Source organism: Gallibacterium trehalosifermentans, assembly GCF_042433055.1.
In the GTDB taxonomy this organism is placed as follows: Bacteria; Pseudomonadota; Gammaproteobacteria; order Enterobacterales; family Pasteurellaceae; genus Gallibacterium; species Gallibacterium trehalosifermentans.
The window spans coordinates 1-17196 of record NZ_JBHLWB010000011.1 but is presented as its reverse complement, the minus strand read 5'-3'; the positions used below and the strand labels follow the sequence as shown (position 1 = coordinate 17196).

The window sequence follows — 17196 nt, the reverse complement described above, 5'->3', positions numbered from 1 at the left end:
AGCGTAAACGGCTTATAGCTTACCATATTTTTTCCAGATTGTTTTCTAAAAACCTGCATAGACATTCCGTTAAGTAAAAGATAAGATCATGCCGTTTTTAACAAGCGGAAAACATATGAAAGTTGGTTTAGTTTTAGAAGGCGGCGCAATGAGAGGTCTATATACCGCTGGTGTATTAGATATCTTTCTTGAAGAAAATATTAATGTAGATGGTATTGTCGGTGTTTCGGCGGGCGTTCTCTTTGGCGTCAATTACCCCTCAAAACAAAAAGGTCGTGTATTACGTTACAATTTACAATATCTCAACGATCCACGTTATATCAGCCTACGCAGTCTATTCACTACAGGCAATATTGTTAATAAAGAATTTGCCTTTTATGATCTGCCTATCAACCTTGATCCCTTTGATGAGCAAGCCTTTGTTACATCAAATATTGATTTCTATGCAACATTAACCAACGTTGAAACTGGCGAAGCTGAATATATCAAATTAAACCGTCCTTTGGCTGAAATGGAAGTACTACGTGCAACTTCTGCTATGCCTTTTGTTTCTAAAATGGTTGAAATTGAAGGGAAACGTTATTTAGATGGCGGCATTGCTGACAGTATTCCATTGGAAAAGTGTCGTCAATTAGGTTATGACAAAATTATTGTCATTTTGACCCGCCCATTAGAATATCGTAAGAAAAAAACACCCTCATGGATTTTTAACGTATTTTATTGGCAATATCCGCATTTAGTTGAAAAACTAGCGCATCGTTATTTAGACTATAATCAAAAAGTTGAACAGATTATTGAAGCTGACAAACGACAAGAAATTTTCGTTATTCGTCCTTCACAAACATTGCCGATTAAACGGATTGAAAAAGATCCCAATAAAATCCAAGCAATGTATGATTTAGGCATCAATGATGCACAACAGATCTTACCTGAATTAAGACAATATCTATCTTCAATCTAAAAGGAGAACATTGTGAGTTATTCCGATATTAAACAAGGCTGGCACTACTTTGTGCTTGGTTGGCATCTTATTAAAAGCAAAGGATTAAAGCGTTTTGTCATCATGCCGATTATGTTAAATATTTTACTGCTTAGCCTTGTTTTTTGGTTATTGATGCAACAGATTAATCATTTAACAGATTGGATACTTACTTTTATGCCAGATTGGCTAGGTTGGTTAACTTATATTATTACCTCTCTAGCGGTACTCATGATTTTATTCTTGTATTACTTTATTTTTACTACTTTGGCTGGTTTTATTGCCGCGCCTTTTAACGGTTTATTAGCAGAAAAAGTTGAATTGCTTATGACTGGGCAAACAGGCAACTCTGATGGCATTTTCGACTTTATCAAAGACTTACCAAGAATGTTTAAACGAGAATGGCAAAAACTTTGGTATAGCTTGCCGCGCATTATCATTCTCTTTTTATTAGGTTTTGTCCCTGTTATTGGACAAACGTTAATTCCTATTCTCTTTTTCTTATTTACCGCTTGGTTGCAGGCTATTCAATATTGTGATTACCCTTTCGATAACCATAAAATTAGCTTTCCTATGATGCAACAGCAATTAGCACAACGCAGAATGCTTAATTTGACTTTTGGTAGTTTAGTAGCAAGTTGTGCATTTATTCCACTATTAAATTTTATTGTTATGCCAGTTGCGGTTTGTGGTGCGACGGCAATGTGGGTCGAGCAATATCGCCATAATAATTAATAAATGAATAAAATAACCTACTTGTTAAAGTAGGTTATTTAATTTATGAATAAAAAATTACGCAAATGAATATTTATCACATTTTCAACTAAAGCTAAATTTCGCTGTTATCTGAAATAGCCCTTTCATTTTCGACAATTTTTATATTTAATTCTCCTAATTGATCAATTCCCATTCTGATCTGATCACCTGACACTACTTTTCCCACCCCTTCAGGTGTACCAGTAAAAATAATATCACCAGGTTCTAAGGTAAATAAGGTTGATAAATGAGCAACCGTTTCAGCCACAGACCAAATCAAATCGCAAATATCACCACGCTGCTTTTCTTCCCCATTCACTGTTAGCCAGATAGCACCAGAAGTAATATGCCCCACTTTGCTGACAGGATAAATTGGACCAATCGGTGCAGAAGCATCAAATGCTTTCCCCACCTCCCAAGGTCGCCCCATTGCTTTCATCTGATTTTGTAAATCACGCCGTGTCATATCTAATCCGACAGCATAGCCCCAAATATGTTCTAATGCTCTCTCTGCAGAAATATTTCGCCCAGCCTTACCTATCACAGCGACTAATTCCCCCTCATAATGCAGGTTTTCCGTCAAACTTGGATAAGGAAATGCATAAGTTTCTCCTGGTATAACTGGACGAATCGCATCTGCTGGCTTACAAAAGAAAAATGGTGGCTCACGATCAGGATCATGCCCCATCTCTCGAGCATGGGCTGCATAGTTTCGTCCAACACAATAAATACGCCGTACCGCAAAAAGCCGATCGCTATCTACCACAGGAATTGCAATAACTGGTGGTGGGGTAAAAATATATGACATAGCATTTACTCCGCTGATAATAACTATTTTTATCTTATTTGATATAAAGGAATTTTATATCTGCTAGTATTTTTATCACAATCTAGGAATAACAATCTATTTCTCTATACAAATTTCTGGGTATTATCCCAATCATTTCGAGAATATGACGATTATTTAACGTATAACTCTTGTCCCTGCTTTATTTTCTAACGCCTCCGCCACAAAATTCATATCAGCAATAATCCCTACGCCATTATTCATATTACAAACATAATCAACGATTGCATCTACTTTGGGTTGCATGGATCCTTTATCAAACTCATAGGTGAGCAATTCACTTACAGAAACTTCATCTAGCTTACGCTGATTATCCTTTCCCCAATTTAAATAAATACCATCACCATCAGTTAAAATGAGAAAATATTCTGCCTGAATCTCTTTAGCTAATAATGAAGCAGAGGCATCTTTATCTATAACACAATCGATATTTAAGAGCTGCCCATTTTGTTTAGATACTGGAATGCCGCCACCACCACAACAAATAACAATATTATCCTGCTCCAATGCAGAGCGAATAATCTCATTTTCCTGAATCGATAGTGGCTTAGGCGAAGCGACAACTCGACGATAATATTGTCCATCTTGTTTAATTTGCCAATGATATTTCTTGGCTAACGCCTCCGCTTCTGCTTGGTCATAAACACTGCCGATAAATTTATTTGGCGCTAAAAAAGCTTCATCACGAGAATCCACTTCAATATGCGTAATAATTGAGGTAATAGGTTGTTTCACTAATTTACGCAACTCTTGTACTAAAATTGTAGAAATCATACCTTGAGTTTCTGCGACTAAACAACTTAAAGGATAGGCTGGTACACTGGTATCAATATCATTTTGTTGCGCTAACAACCCGACTTGTGGACCATTACCATGTACAATCGCAATTCGATATTTATCCACTAACTGACTAATTGCAGCAGCAACGAGACTAATATTGGCTAATTGATTATCATACGACATTATCTGCCCACGCTTTAATAAAGCGTTGCCACCTAAAGCAATTACTATTGTAGGTTTCATTTTATTTCCTTATCTGCTGGAGAAGCCTGAGGAAATATTCCCTCAGGCAAAGAGATGTTTATGGCATTGTTTTCGCTGATTGATTACGATCTAACCAATATTTTAAGAAAAATAATGCTGCCACCATTGAGTAGGCGAGAACAAACGTTAAAGGTGATTCACCGCCAAAAACTGGTTTTGCTTGGTGAATAATGCCAAAGAGAGCTAAGATCGCTGCCAAAATCGCACTAATAGCCCCTTTTTTCGGTTGGTTTGTAATTGCAAAAATAGCAATACACCCCCAAAGCAATGACGATAACGGCGCTCCACTACCTAGATGGAATAATCCTGTAAAATCAACACCATTTTTTTCCAAAAGATCCCACCCTAGCTGACCAGCATTCGTTCCAGCACTTTTTAACGTATTTCCTACCGTCGTTAATGCCCAAGCACCAATCCAAGGAAATAAGCAGACAAAAATAACTGGCACTTCCAATTTTGGCGTTTCTCTCACGACTTGATTCGCCGTTACAATACCAATAAAGATAAGAATTGGGGCGATTGCCGCCATTGGAATTAAGGAAAGAAGAAAACCGCCTAGCCCTAATAAGCAAACTAAAAACATCACTATCCCTGTACCAAGCGTATATCCAATACCCGCGCCCATTTCTTTATACGCGGTATGCCCAACATATACGGTAACAGGGAATGGATTTCCCATTAATGCACCAAACATGGTTGAACAACCATTAGCAATCATCACGCGACGTGTTGGGTATGGATCGCCTGCAGCGTGCGCGCTTTCTATATTTTCTAGATCAAAAACATAATTTGCTAACGCTAACGGAACAGCTGAGGCTAAATAAGGAATCGCAACAGCAACACCATCAAGAAAATTATTGAGATGTAATTTTGGTGGATTAAATCCAGCACTCTGTAAAGCACTACTAATTTTAGACGCATCTTGCAAACCAAAAATCCACGCTAAAATTGTTCCGACAATTAAGAGCAGAAGTCCTGTTGGTATACGTTTAAAAATTGGCGAACGCCCAAACCAGTTAATGAAAATCAGCACCAGAACCACAAAAGAGACAACTGGTGTATGAAAAGCTTGTAACATTGGATTCATTGCCAATAACAGCAAACCTAATCCAGCTAAACAAGAAAGTAACACGGTTCTTGGTACGGCTTTTCTTAAAAGATCTCCCATAAAAGAGCCAATAAAGAGAATAAATCCCTCAACGAATCCCCAAACTAAGCCAATACTTAACGCCAGTTCATAATCTTGAGTTTGTTGATATACGGGGAGTAGCACAAGAAAGGTTACCGTAAAAATCGATGGCGCACTCGGTCCAGATGGCAAGGCAACAACGTCCTCTCTACCTGACTGTTTCGCTAATATTTTCGCAAAGATAACATAACAAATACTTGCACATAATACCGCTAAGCCAAAAGCAGGTACGACTCGCCCAAACACCACCTCTGAGGGTATGCCAACAACAACCGTTAATAAGGCAATCATGGTGAGCAAATTAGTTAAATTATTGCTAAATAAACCAAAGAAAGCAGCCCAATCACCTTTTTTCCAAAATTGTGTATTCATTTTCGGCTCCTTACTCTGCTGTATATTTATTTGTAAAAGCTAATATTGCTTTATTGAATGCCTCCATTGGCGGATTAACTATCCCTGCGCCAATCATGCCAATACCGGCTTCCTTATGAGCTATCGCTGTATTAATAATTGGTAATACGCCACTTTCAATCACTTTTCGAATATCAATCCCTGTTGGTACGCCCATAAAGTTAAGCGAAGGAATCGTAATATTAGGATTATTCCCTGTTGTGATTTGCTTCATTAATTGGCTGTAATTCATAGCATCACTCACCGTTCCCCCTACTAAGGAAACGATTGCTGGTGCAGCCGCCATAGCAAAACCACCAATCCCATACGTTTCAGTAATGGCTGAATCCCCGACATCTAATCCCGAATCTTCTGGTTTATAACCAGCAAACATTGGTCCAACCACTCGCTGTGCAGGTCCAGTAAACCATTGGTTAGGTAAGCCAGACACACGAATACCAAAGTCTGTCCCATTTCTTGCCATCGTAGTAAGTACAGTAGAATAAGGAATACCTTGCGCAGCATCTAGCGCAGCCTTACAACAGACCATCCACGTTGGTCCTGAAAAATAATCAGACGACGCAACAAAATTGAATGCATCTTGCTTATCTTTTTGACTAAAATCGGTTTCTAAAATATAGGGGGTGAGCTTTTGGATAAGCAGCAGTGTGCCTGCTACATTACGGTTATGACATTCATCACCCATATGTAATGCTTGTGCAAGCATTAAACGTAAATCGATCCCCTCCTTACAATAAGACATCGCCTGCGAAAGCATTGGTCCAAATACATCTCTCAGCCAGTTCAAACGATCAATCACACTCTGATCATTGGCTCCCATACGTAATATTTTGGCTAATTGCTCCGATAAATTAGTAAAAGCGATATTGCCGTGAGTCTTATTTTCTACAATATGAACATACATAGAGGGACTAGTAACCCCCGTCATTGAGCCAACTGCTTGATGTTCATGACATGGTGAAAACGTAATTTCTCCACTTGCCGCCAACTCTGCCGCTTCTTGCAAATTCTTTGCCCAGCCTTCAAATACGATTGCACCCGTAATAGCTCCCCGCATCGGACCATTCATTCTTTCCCATTCAATAGGTGGTCCAGCGTGCAACAGCATCTTCCCTTTCATTCCAGGAATAACATCTTTGGCTTGCCCATATCCAATTAATACTGGCTGTGCTTGGGTAATACGTTGAAATGCCTCTTGGTTAGCGTGTTCTATCTTTTCGGCAATCTCCTCTACTTCTAAACGACTTAAAGCATCAATTAATTCAGAATTGCCATTGCCAACTGGTTTCCAGTCTAATTGGATCACTTTTACCTGCTGACGAGTAAGATCTTCTGCAAATTGGCGTAACCCAACATTAATAACTGTTAAAGATTGATTAAATAAATGCGTCATACGTTATTCTCCTTTTACAACAAACTCTTTGGCTAACAATCCAGCATTCGTTGAACTGGAAGCAATCGTTATACCTGCCTTTTCTAAAAGTGCGATTTGGCTATTGACACTTGGTGAATCTAACTCTGTTCCTAGCACATAAGCTAATATCTCTAAATGTCGCCCTGCATTGTGTGCATCTTGTTTAACTTGTATTAATGCATTCAAGGTTTCATTTACTGGATCAAGGTTAGCACCAAAACCAACGACAAAATCGAGTAATAAAACGCCAACCTCAGGATCTTTTCCTTCTTGTAGAATACGTTCTATACGATAGCTAGGATCGATCATTGGGTGCGCTTTGCCCTGAGTAAATTCATCATCGCCAAAATCAATAAACGTATGACCTTTTGATTTATCTGTTGCTAAAATTCTATGCGCTTTATTAGGGTGAATATTAGAATAAACCTCATCATGTTTTTCCATCGCAGAAAATAACGCCTCATCACACAACGTCCCTCCACAAAAGAGTCCACGAATATATTTTTGTTCTGGAGACAGTTTTGCCCTTACTTCATTAATTAATGGCCAATTTAGGGCGTGTTTATCGATACTTTCTTCTGCAATGCCAGACTTAATGACAGCTGCCATTGCCGTAGGTTTACTATGAGAAAATATTTGAATATGAGAGGATAATGTTTGTTCACCTTGATAACCTAAAAACCAAATAAAAATTGGTTTGCTTATTTGCTGGCAAGCCGTTAGAATTTTTTCTGCAACTGATGGTGCTGGTGGTTTAGAAACAATTACGATTACTGATGTATGGGGATCTTCAGCAAGTAATTGCAAACCATTCAGCATCATTATTCCACCTATCTCTTCTGATAGATCTCTGCCACCTGTGCCGATAAGTTGAGAAACACCACCGCCAAACTCATGAATGCGAACGGATACTTCTTGAGCACCTGTACCCGATGCGGCGACAATGCCTATATTCCCTTGGCGCACTTTATTAGCAAAACCAAGCCCAACACCATTAATCATTGCTGTACCACAATCTGGTCCCATCATTAATAATTTTTTATTGTGCGCTAATTGTTTTAAATGTAATTCTTGCTCAATAGGAACATTGTCAGAAAATAACATAACGTGCTTATTTAACATCAATGCTTTTTCTGCTTCCCTCGCCGCATAGGCGCCATTCACTGAAATAATCACTAAATTACTTTCTGGATTCTTATCCGCCGCCGCAGTAATGGTATGAAATATTTCATTCTTCTCTTCTATATCTGCTGTTGGTTTACGGCTCAGTAACGCTTCAACTTGTATGAATATTTCATCAACATGACTACTTTCTTCTACAACAACGGCAATCATCAAATCAGAAGCTACAGCTGTACTCAATTCATCAGTCAATAAATTCGCTTCTGTTAATACTGCTTTATTCATCGGGCTACCCATCGCAACTTGTGCTTGAATAACGCCATCAAGCTGATTTATTGCCGTAGAAATCGCCATCAATGTAACTGAGTCAATATAAGTATTTGTTTTTAATCGACTATATAAGGGCATAAATAGACTCTCTTTGTTATCAAATGAGGAAAACCAGCTAATAATCCACTAAGTAAATCAAAACCACTTCTATGCCCCAATGTAATAACATTTTGTACGACAACAGGATCATAAGTAGTGCTTAATAAATTATGGATAAATAGCTGAACGGGACGACTAACTTGCGCTAAGCAAGCGTCTTGTAAAAATCCTATCGAAATAGGATTGGTTAGTTGTAAATTTGCAAGTATCGCGGTAGCTAGTTTTTCTCTTTGTGAATGAAAAGGACTTTGAGGTAATATCAGTGCAACCACTAACCCACAAAGAAAATCATCACCACTAGGTGTTAAACCAACTCCCAAACCAAGCAAATTTTTCACTTCATCAAATACAGACCGATTATGTGCCAACGCCGCTAATAAATTTTCTATTCCCATCTGTAAATATCGTTGTGTTGTAACTTGCACAATATCTACGGGGATACCTTGTTGATGAATAAGAATATTCCAAGAAAAATCTAACAATGTGTGATTAATCGCATTTAACGAATATTGCAAATCGCAAGAAAATTTTCGAGGTAAGTCGGCTGTAATCAAAAAATTATCAACCATAGGAATATGTTGTAATAAGCGTAATTGACGAGGTCCTTGAGGAACAGATGGATCAACTAATGCAACAATTTGATTATTGAATAGTTGTAAATTTAAGACATGTTGGTGTCTAGAAAGAATCTTAAATTGTTTTGCAATCAGTAACCTATAATTTCTTTCAAGCCGACTATCCATACTATCTACTGTTACCCATTGCATATTTACCGCCTATTTAAGATATTCTGCAATAATATCGGCTATTTCTTGGTAACCTTTACGACGAGCCAGCTCTAATGGCGATACGCCCCATTCATCTGTCATCGTAGGGTCGGCATCATGTTCTAATAACAAACGAACAATGCGCTGCATTTTCTCCCCACCATCATTGAGAATAATTGCCTCAATTAATGCAGTCCAACCAACAGTATTCGTCAGATTCACATTAATATCCGTATTCTCCAATAAAAACTGCACAATCTCCTCATGTCCTTTCTCTGCAGCTGGCGTTAAACCATTACCACCAAATCGCGTTAAACGTGTCAGATCACAACCTAACTCCACCATCAATTTCACAAGTGATAAATCATTATGAATACAACCATAAATAAACGGATTAAAACATTTATTATCCTGAGCATTAATATCTGCACCATATTCAGCTAATAAACGTATCGCATCATATTGTTTATGCTGTGCTGCAACCAAAATCGGCGTTCTCTTGCCTTTATCTGTAGCATTAATGTCCACCTCTTTTTGCGATAATAACTGCCTAATTTGGGAACAATTCCCCGTAGCAGCCGCACTAAAAAGTAATTCACTCATCATTTTCTCCTTCGTTGTTGAATAAATTAAATTAACCATTGATTTCGATATTCATCTGTACATAACAGATCTAATAAGTAATTAATAATTTGACTATTTCGTTGATTTTTCCACGCATAATAAACACGAATAGGTTGCTTATGCTCCGCAATAACTTTTTCGACAACAGTTCCTTTTAATAAAGCCGATGCCGCAAACCCTCGCGGAACAAACCCAATCCCCACGCCTTCAATAATCATTGACAACACCATATTTAAATCCGCGACATAAATAACCTTTTGTCCTTTTAAAGCCCATGTTTTCTTATGTTGTAGCGCAATAGATGAGTCATGCACGATAATTGACGGAAATTGACGCAGTTTTGCTGCTTTTAAGACCTGTTCTTCTGTGGCAAGCGGGTGATTTGGCGACACTAAAAAAACCCACTCTACATCGCCTAAATATTCAGTAGAAATATTGCCATGACTCCATGGTGGATTCTGCGGTGCGCCAATAACAAAATCAGCCCGATCTTCATATAATGAATCCCATGTACCGTTATAAACTTCAGTACGAATTGAAAATTCTGTTGCGGGAAATTTATCTAATAAGTTAGCTAATAATTTAGGAATGGGTTGGTGATTAATAATATAATTTAACGCAATTCTAAACTGACTTTCGACACCTTCATTTAAACGCACAGCATTTCGCTCTAACTCTTGTAGTCCCTGTAAAATCCAGTCTCCTTGCTCTAATATATAATTTGCTGCTGAAGTTAATTGTATATGTCCATTTCTACGCTCAAATAATTTAATACCTATTTCTTCTTCCATTTTTCTTGCACTATAACCAATAGCAGAAGGTACCCGACACAATACTTTTGCAGCTTCACTAAAACTTCCCGTTTTACTAATCACCTGTAAAATTCTGATTGAATCTGAAGAAAGTCCCATAAAATGCTCCTAAATATCTTTAAATATTATGCTAGTTGATCTTTTGCTATCATAATCCAGAATTACCTGTTTATTTAAAAATCAAAAAAATCATATCAATAACATTTAAGTGAACAAGCAAAAAAAATTGAAAATGAGCAACAAGAAATTTGCTAAGAAAACCAATTTCTACTGATAATTCAGCAAGTTTACCTCTCTTCGTAACCTGCCCCCTGTTATCGACATTTCGTTTATTTTTTGATCCACTTCACAAATTTAAAATTTGCTTATTTTCAGGGTAGAAAAACTGCTCTATCATTCTATCGAAACGTTTCGATGACGAAAAAATAGGAGTAAAAAATGAAAAAAGTCGGTATTTTAAATTCACACCTCTCTCATGTCATTGCAACTTTAGGTCATACCGATTCACTTACGCTTTGTGATGCGGGATTGCCTATTCCAAGACACGCAGATTGTGTTGATCTCGCCTTAACCTCAGGTATTCCAAGTTTTCTTGCTATTTTTGATGCTGTTGTGAGTGAATGTTTCGTTGAAAAAGTCTTACTCGCAGAAGAAATTAAAGAAAAAAATCCTGTTATCCATACTGCTTTATTACAACGTTTGGCGCAATTAGGACAACAACAAAATAACGAAATCATCATTGATTACGTTTCACATACAGAATTCAAACAAACTAGCCAAGCCAGTAAAGGATTTGTCCGTTCTGGTGAATGTACACCTTATGCCAACATTATTATTTATTCAGGTGTTCCTTTTTAAGAGGCAAAAACGATGCAACCAATTCTTAAATTAGACAATATCTGCAAATCTTTCCCTGGTGTACGTGCTTTGTATAAGGCAGGATTGTCAGTCTATCCTGGTAGAGTCATGGCATTAATGGGCGAAAATGGTGCAGGTAAATCTACCTTGATGAAAATTTTGACGGGCATTTATACAAAAGATAAAGGTTCGATTCACTATCTTGGTCAAGAAGTTACCTTTAAAAATCCTAAAGCCTCACAACTTGCAGGAATCAGTATTATTCATCAAGAATTAAATATTATTCCTAATCTTACTATTGCGGAAAATATCTTTTTAGGTCGTGAATTTACCACCCGATTTGGCGGGATCGATTGGGCAAAAATGTCTGCTGAATCAGAAAAATTACTCCGCCGTTTAAAAGTAAAACATAGTCCGTCCACGCCAGTCGATCAGTTATCGCTTGGTGAATTACAGATGATCGAAATTGCCAAAGCACTTAGCTTTGATGCGAAAGTGATTATTATGGACGAGCCAACTGACGCTCTCACTGATACCGAAACGGCTGCACTATTTGATGTAATCCGAGAACTCAAAGCACAAGGTTGTGGCATTGTGTTTATCTCTCACCGTATGCAAGATATTTTTACTATTTGCGATGATGTAACAATTTTACGTGATGGTGAATTGATTACTGAATGTGAACTAAGCCAAATCAATGAAGAACAATTAATTGAACTGATGGTTGGGCGGAAACTTGCCGAACAATATCCGCATATCAATTCTCCAATGGGAGAAATTGTCTTAGAAGTGAAAAATCTTAGTGGGCATGGTGTGCATAACGCTTCTTTTCATTTAAAGAAAGGCGAAATTTTAGGTATTTCTGGCTTAATGGGCGCTGGCAGAACTGAATTAATGAAGTTAATTTATGGTGCTTATCATAAAACCAGTGGCGAAATCTATTTACATCAAAAACAACTTTCCATTCACTCACCACAAGATGGTCTACACAATGGCATTGTCTATATTTCAGAAGATCGAAAAGGTGATGGCTTAGTGTTAGGTATGACAATAAAAGAAAACATGACACTAACTGCATTAAAACAATTAACCGAACATTACTCTATTAATCATAAGAAAGAAAAAATGATGGTAACGGATTTCATTGATCTATTTAAGATTAAAACACCATCAATGGATCAAACGATTGGTTTACTCTCTGGCGGTAATCAACAGAAAGTGGCGATTGCTAAAGGTCTGATGACTCGCCCCGATGTGTTAATTCTTGATGAACCAACACGTGGAATTGATGTTGGTGCAAAAAAAGAAATCTATCAATTAATCAATAAATTTAAAGAGGAAGGAATGAGTATTATCCTCGTTTCTTCAGATATGCCTGAAATTATTGGTATGAGTGATCGCGTTTTAGTGATGAATAATGGTGAAATTAGTGCTGAATTTTTACGTGATGATGTTAATCAGGAAAAACTCCTTACTGCCGCAATTACACAAATTCATTAATTAATAAGGATATACTATGGCTACCCCAACCATGACAAATAAACAATTTAATATAAAAGAATTTTTAATCGAACAACGTTCTATTATTGCATTGCTTGTTCTCATTGTTACCGTTTCTTTGATTAGCCCAAATTTTTTCACAATCGATAACTTATTGAATATTCTCCGTCAAACCTCTGTGAATGCAATTATTGCAGTAGGAATGACATTTGTTATCTTAACAGCTGGAATTGATCTATCGGTTGGATCAATCCTTGCGTTAACTGGTGCAATAGCAGCATCATTAGTAAACCTTGAGCTTTCAATTTTTGTTGTGATTCCACTCGTATTACTCTTTGGCACCTTACTTGGTGGTATAAGTGGCATCATCATTGCAAAAGGTAAAGTTCAAGCCTTTATTGCCACCCTAGTTACTATGACTTTATTGCGTGGTGTTACTATGGTTTATACTGATGGTCGTCCTATTAGCATTGGTTTTTCAGATGCAGCCGATCATTTCACTTTCTTGGGTACAGGTTATTTATTTGGTATTCCATTCCCAATCTGGTTAATGGCAATTATTTTCGCCATTGCTTGGTATCTACTTAAACATACACCTATCGGTCGTTATATCTATGCCCTTGGTGGTAATGAATCTGCGACCCGCTTATCTGGTATCAATGTTGATAAAGTAAAAATCTTCGTTTATGCCGCCAGTGGTTTTCTTGCAACTGTTGCAGGCCTGATTGTTACTTCTCGTTTATCTTCTGCTCAACCGACTGCTGGTGTATCTTATGAGTTAGATGCGATTGCTGCTGTCGTGGTTGGTGGTACAAGTTTAATGGGAGGTAAAGGACGTATTATGGGGACTTTAATCGGGGCATTAATTATTGGTTTCTTAAATAATGCGCTAAACCTTTTAGATATTTCGTCTTATTACCAAATGATTGCTAAATCTATTGTGATCTTACTTGCTGTACTCACAGATCATTTTTGTCGTCGTAAATCAGCCTAACTTATTTAGTCAACCCTAATTAAAGGAGAACCTTTATGAAAAAACTTACTCTTATCGCATCAGCTTTAGTTCTCGGTACGTTTGCAAGTAATGTTGCATTAGCAAAAGAGACTATCGCCCTTGCTGTTTCCACATTAGATAATCCATTTTTCGTTACCTTAAAAGAAGGTGCTGAAAAAGAAGCACAAAAATTAGGCTATAATCTCGTTGTCTTAGATTCGCAAAACGATCCTTCTAAAGAGCTCGCTAACATTGAAGACATCACTGTTCGTGGTGCAAAAGTGTTATTAATCAACCCAACCGACTCAACTGCGGTTGCAAATGCAGTTCGTATTGCTAATCAGAAAAAAATTCCAGTTATCACTTTAGACCGTGGTGCTGCACAAGGTGAAGTCGTGAGCCATATCGCATCTGACAATGTTGCTGGTGGTAAAATGGCGGGTGATTTTATTGCCCAAAAACTAGGTGATAATGCCAAAGTTATCCAATTAGAAGGTATCGCTGGCACCTCTGCTGCTCGTGAACGTGGTGAAGGATTTAAACAAGCGGTTGACGCTCACCATTTTAATGTTCTTGCAAGCCAACCAGCCGATTTTGACCGTACTAAAGGATTAAACGTAATGGAAAATCTTTTAACAGCTCAACCAAGTGTACAAGCTGTATTTGCACAAAATGATGAAATGGCATTAGGTGCAATTCGTGCGATCCAAGCAGCAAATAAATCTGTGGTCATTGTTGGTTTTGATGGAACAGATGACGGTGTAAAAGCAGTAAAAAGCGGCAAACTAGCTGCCACTATTGCACAACAACCTGAGCTTATTGGTGCATTAGGTGTACAAACTGCAGATAAAGTGATTAAAGGTCAAGCTGTTGAAGCGAAAATCCCAGTACCATTAAAAGTAGTTACTAAAGAATAATTACTATAAACGTGGGTGGAAGGAATATTTTTCACCCACTTTTCAAATATTGTTGTATTGATTAAACATCTAAGGAGTTTTTATTATGTCTGCAAATAAAATGCTTACCGTACTTGGTAGTATTAACGCTGATCACGTCATTCAAGTACCCCACTTCCCACAACCAGGCGAAACGTTATCAGGTAAAAATTATCATATTGTTTTCGGTGGTAAAGGGGCAAATCAAGCAGTTGCAGCAGCTCGTTTAGGTGCCAAAGTTCACTTTATTGCTTGTATCGGCAATGATGATATTGGGCAACAAATGAAGACCTCCTTTCAACAACAAGGTATTAATGTTAATAGCATTACCACGATTGATGGTGAAACTACGGGTATTGCAATGATTCAAGTCGCTCAAAATGGTGAGAATAGTATTGTCATTTCTGCTGGGGCAAATGCACATTTATCTACTGATCTTGTCGCTAAATTTGCACAACAAATTACCCAATCTGAAGCGATCTTAATGCAATTAGAGACGCCATTAGAAGGTGTTATGTATGTAGCTAAAATTGCGAAACAAGCGGGTACACACGTTGTACTTAATCCTGCACCTGCCCGTACATTACCAGATGAATTATTTTCACTGTTAACGATGATTACCCCTAATGAAACCGAAGCTGAAATTCTCACTGGTGTAAAAGTGGTTGATGAAGAGAGTGCAAAACGTGCAGCACAAATTTTCCACCAAAAAGGGGTAGCGATTGTATTAATTACCTTAGGGGCAAAAGGGGTTTTTATTAGTCATAATCAACTACAAAAAATTATTCCTGGTTTCCGTGTAGAGGCTAAAGATACCACAGCAGCAGGTGATACCTTTAATGGTGCACTTGTTACCGCTTTACTCGAAAATCAATCACTTGAAGAAGCTATCCAATTTGCACACGCTGCCGCCGCAGTTAGCGTTACCCGTTTTGGCGCACAATCTTCTATTCCAACCAAAGAGGAAACTGTTGCTTTTTTACAGAAAGTCAAATAAGTTAACCTATTCGCAGTAACAAGGGGTGATTTATGGCAACCATGAAAGACATTGCAAGAATTGCAAAAGTTTCTACATCAACAGTTTCACACGTCATCAATAATAGTCGTTACGTCAGTGATGAGATGCGTGAAAAAATTATGAAAGTTGTACAAGAATTAAATTACACCCCTTCTGCCGTTGCTCGTAGTTTAAAAGTTAAAGAAACCAAAACCTTAGGTATGTTAGTGACTGCCACCAGCAATCCATTTTTTGCGGAAGTGGTAAGTGGCGTTGAACAATATTGTAATCAACATCAATACAATTTAATTATTTCTAGTACTGATGGTGATGAAGCTCGCTTATTACAAAATATCCAAACATTAATCCAAAAACAGGTTGATGGTTTATTGTTAATGTATTCTGATGCACGTCATTCACTGGTGAAACAACTCAATGTCCAGCTACCTATGGTCATTATGGATTGGTGGCCAACTGCACTTAATGCGGATCGAATTTACGAAGATTCAGAAGCAGGCGCTTATTTAGCGACCAAAACCCTGATTGAACAAGGTCATCAAAAAATTGCCATTATCACGGGTAAATTGGATAAATCTTTAGCACATAACCGTTTAATTGGTTATCAAAAAGCGTTACAAGACGCAAACCTTACAATTAACCCTGAATGGATTATTGAAAGTCATTTCGATTTTGAAGGCGGTGTTGAGGGAATGAAAAAATTATTGCTAGCCAAAGATCGTCCAACGGCTATTTTTGCGTGTAGTGATACGATTGCGGTTGGCGTTTATCAAGTTGCTTGGCAGCAAGGTTTACGCATTCCAGAAGATATTTCCGTGATTGGTTACGATAATATTATGCTTGCACAATATTTAACGCCACCGCTCACCACGATCCATCAACCAAAAGCAGAATTGGGAAAACTTGCAGTAGAAACGTTATTACAACGAATTAAATCGCCACAACAAGCCTACCAAACCTTAATGCTTGAACCTCAGTTAGTAATGCGCCAATCCGTTAAAAAATGTTAACGCTCAATAACAGAAAACCTCTTCTTATGTGATAAGAAGAGGTCTATTTAATCAAATCAAGAGTTGATAAATTACAAAATCTCTTTCGCTTTTGCTACTACGTTATCAACCGTAAAACCAAATAATTTAAACAACTCCTCCGCTGGGGCTGATTCGCCAAAGCTATTCATGCCTACAACACGTCCTGATAAACCAACATATTTGTACCAGAAATCGCTTATCCCCGCTTCTATCGCAACACGTTTCGTTACATTGCTTGGTAATACGCTTTCTCGATATGCTGCATCTTGTTTATCAAATACGTTGGTGCTTGGCATGGAAACCACGCGAACCTTACGACCTTCTGCCGTTAATTGCGCTGCCACTTTTACTGCTAACTCTACCTCTGAACCAGTCGCAATCAGAATTAATTCAGGCGTGCCTGCACAATCTTTTAAGATATAAGCTCCTCGTTTGATATTAGCGAGTTGTTCCGCATTTCTCTCCATTT

The 17196-nt window shown here is 37.8% G+C and carries 17 protein-coding genes; 8 read left to right on the top strand and 9 right to left on the bottom strand.

The features are described 5' to 3' along the window. Window positions 1-115 precede the first annotated feature (115 nt). On the top strand, window positions 116-961 hold the full coding sequence (locus tag ACFFHK_RS09655) for a patatin-like phospholipase family protein (RefSeq protein WP_382371925.1): 846 nt from the start codon (window positions 116-118) through the stop codon (window positions 959-961). A 9-nt stretch (window positions 962-970) separates the two neighbouring features. Beyond that, window positions 971-1714 carry a sulfate transporter CysZ gene (cysZ, locus tag ACFFHK_RS09650; RefSeq protein ID WP_382371923.1) on the top strand — a complete coding sequence of 248 codons (744 nt, stop codon included), beginning with the start codon at window positions 971-973 and terminating at the stop codon, window positions 1712-1714. Between the two features lie 94 nt (window positions 1715-1808). Here the strand turns inward: cysZ and ACFFHK_RS09645 are convergent, their stop codons facing one another. From ACFFHK_RS09645 to ACFFHK_RS09610, 8 genes are all read right to left on the bottom strand, one after another. Further along, window positions 1809-2543 (bottom strand): fumarylacetoacetate hydrolase family protein, encoded by a 735-nt coding sequence (locus ACFFHK_RS09645; protein ID WP_382371895.1) that lies wholly within the window; start codon window positions 2541-2543, stop codon window positions 1809-1811. 156 nt (window positions 2544-2699) lie between these two features. Beyond that, a complete protein-coding gene (locus ACFFHK_RS09640; RefSeq protein WP_382371893.1) occupies window positions 2700-3605 on the bottom strand; it encodes a carbamate kinase in 906 nt (301 codons plus the stop codon). Window positions 3606-3663: 58 nt separating this feature from the next. Then, entirely contained in the window at window positions 3664-5187 is a 1524-nt protein-coding gene (locus tag ACFFHK_RS09635) for a SulP family inorganic anion transporter (RefSeq protein ID WP_382371891.1), read from the bottom strand. 10 nt (window positions 5188-5197) lie between these two features. Continuing rightward, complete coding sequence (locus ACFFHK_RS09630) at window positions 5198-6619, bottom strand: YlbE family protein (RefSeq protein WP_382371889.1); 1422 nt, start codon at window positions 6617-6619, stop codon at window positions 5198-5200. Window positions 6620-6622: 3 nt separating this feature from the next. Continuing rightward, on the bottom strand, window positions 6623-8170 hold the full coding sequence (gene fdrA, locus ACFFHK_RS09625) for an acyl-CoA synthetase FdrA (protein WP_382371887.1): 1548 nt from the start codon (window positions 8168-8170) through the stop codon (window positions 6623-6625). Next, window positions 8149-8958, bottom strand: coding sequence for an oxamate carbamoyltransferase subunit AllH family protein (locus ACFFHK_RS09620; protein WP_382371886.1), 810 nt, complete (start codon window positions 8956-8958; stop codon window positions 8149-8151). The genes fdrA and ACFFHK_RS09620 overlap by 22 nt, the downstream gene beginning before the upstream one ends. 9 nt (window positions 8959-8967) lie before the next feature. Then, window positions 8968-9561: an ankyrin repeat domain-containing protein gene (locus ACFFHK_RS09615; protein ID WP_382371884.1), complete on the bottom strand. Its 594-nt coding sequence runs from the start codon at window positions 9559-9561 to the stop codon at window positions 8968-8970. Window positions 9562-9587: 26 nt separating this feature from the next. Further along, the gene (locus tag ACFFHK_RS09610; protein WP_382371882.1) at window positions 9588-10493 is read right to left on the bottom strand and encodes a LysR substrate-binding domain-containing protein; all 906 of its coding nucleotides are present in this window, start codon (window positions 10491-10493) and stop codon (window positions 9588-9590) included. Window positions 10494-10832: 339 nt separating this feature from the next. On the opposite strand from ACFFHK_RS09610, the gene rbsD reads away from it, so the two are divergent. The 6 genes from rbsD (at window position 10833) to ACFFHK_RS09580 (ending at window position 16706) form a co-directional block, all read left to right on the top strand. After that, window positions 10833-11252: a D-ribose pyranase gene (gene rbsD / locus ACFFHK_RS09605; protein ID WP_382371880.1), complete on the top strand. Its 420-nt coding sequence runs from the start codon at window positions 10833-10835 to the stop codon at window positions 11250-11252. Between the two features lie 12 nt (window positions 11253-11264). Further along, a complete protein-coding gene (gene rbsA, locus ACFFHK_RS09600; protein ID WP_382371878.1) occupies window positions 11265-12752 on the top strand; it encodes a ribose ABC transporter ATP-binding protein RbsA in 1488 nt (495 codons plus the stop codon). A gap of 31 nt (window positions 12753-12783) precedes the next feature. Further along, window positions 12784-13746 carry a ribose ABC transporter permease gene (gene rbsC / locus ACFFHK_RS09595; RefSeq protein WP_382371921.1) on the top strand — a complete coding sequence of 321 codons (963 nt, stop codon included), beginning with the start codon at window positions 12784-12786 and terminating at the stop codon, window positions 13744-13746. Between the two features lie 35 nt (window positions 13747-13781). After that, window positions 13782-14663: a ribose ABC transporter substrate-binding protein RbsB gene (gene rbsB / locus ACFFHK_RS09590; RefSeq protein WP_382371876.1), complete on the top strand. Its 882-nt coding sequence runs from the start codon at window positions 13782-13784 to the stop codon at window positions 14661-14663. 85 nt (window positions 14664-14748) lie between these two features. Then, entirely contained in the window at window positions 14749-15678 is a 930-nt protein-coding gene (gene rbsK, locus ACFFHK_RS09585) for a ribokinase (protein ID WP_382371874.1), read from the top strand. A gap of 32 nt (window positions 15679-15710) precedes the next feature. After that, window positions 15711-16706, top strand: coding sequence for a substrate-binding domain-containing protein (locus tag ACFFHK_RS09580; RefSeq protein WP_382371872.1), 996 nt, complete (start codon window positions 15711-15713; stop codon window positions 16704-16706). Between the two features lie 71 nt (window positions 16707-16777). Here ACFFHK_RS09580 and ACFFHK_RS09575 read toward each other — a convergent pair. Continuing rightward, window positions 16778-17196: transketolase-like TK C-terminal-containing protein (locus ACFFHK_RS09575; protein WP_382371870.1), on the bottom strand; the 419-nt coding region annotated here is incomplete at its 5' end.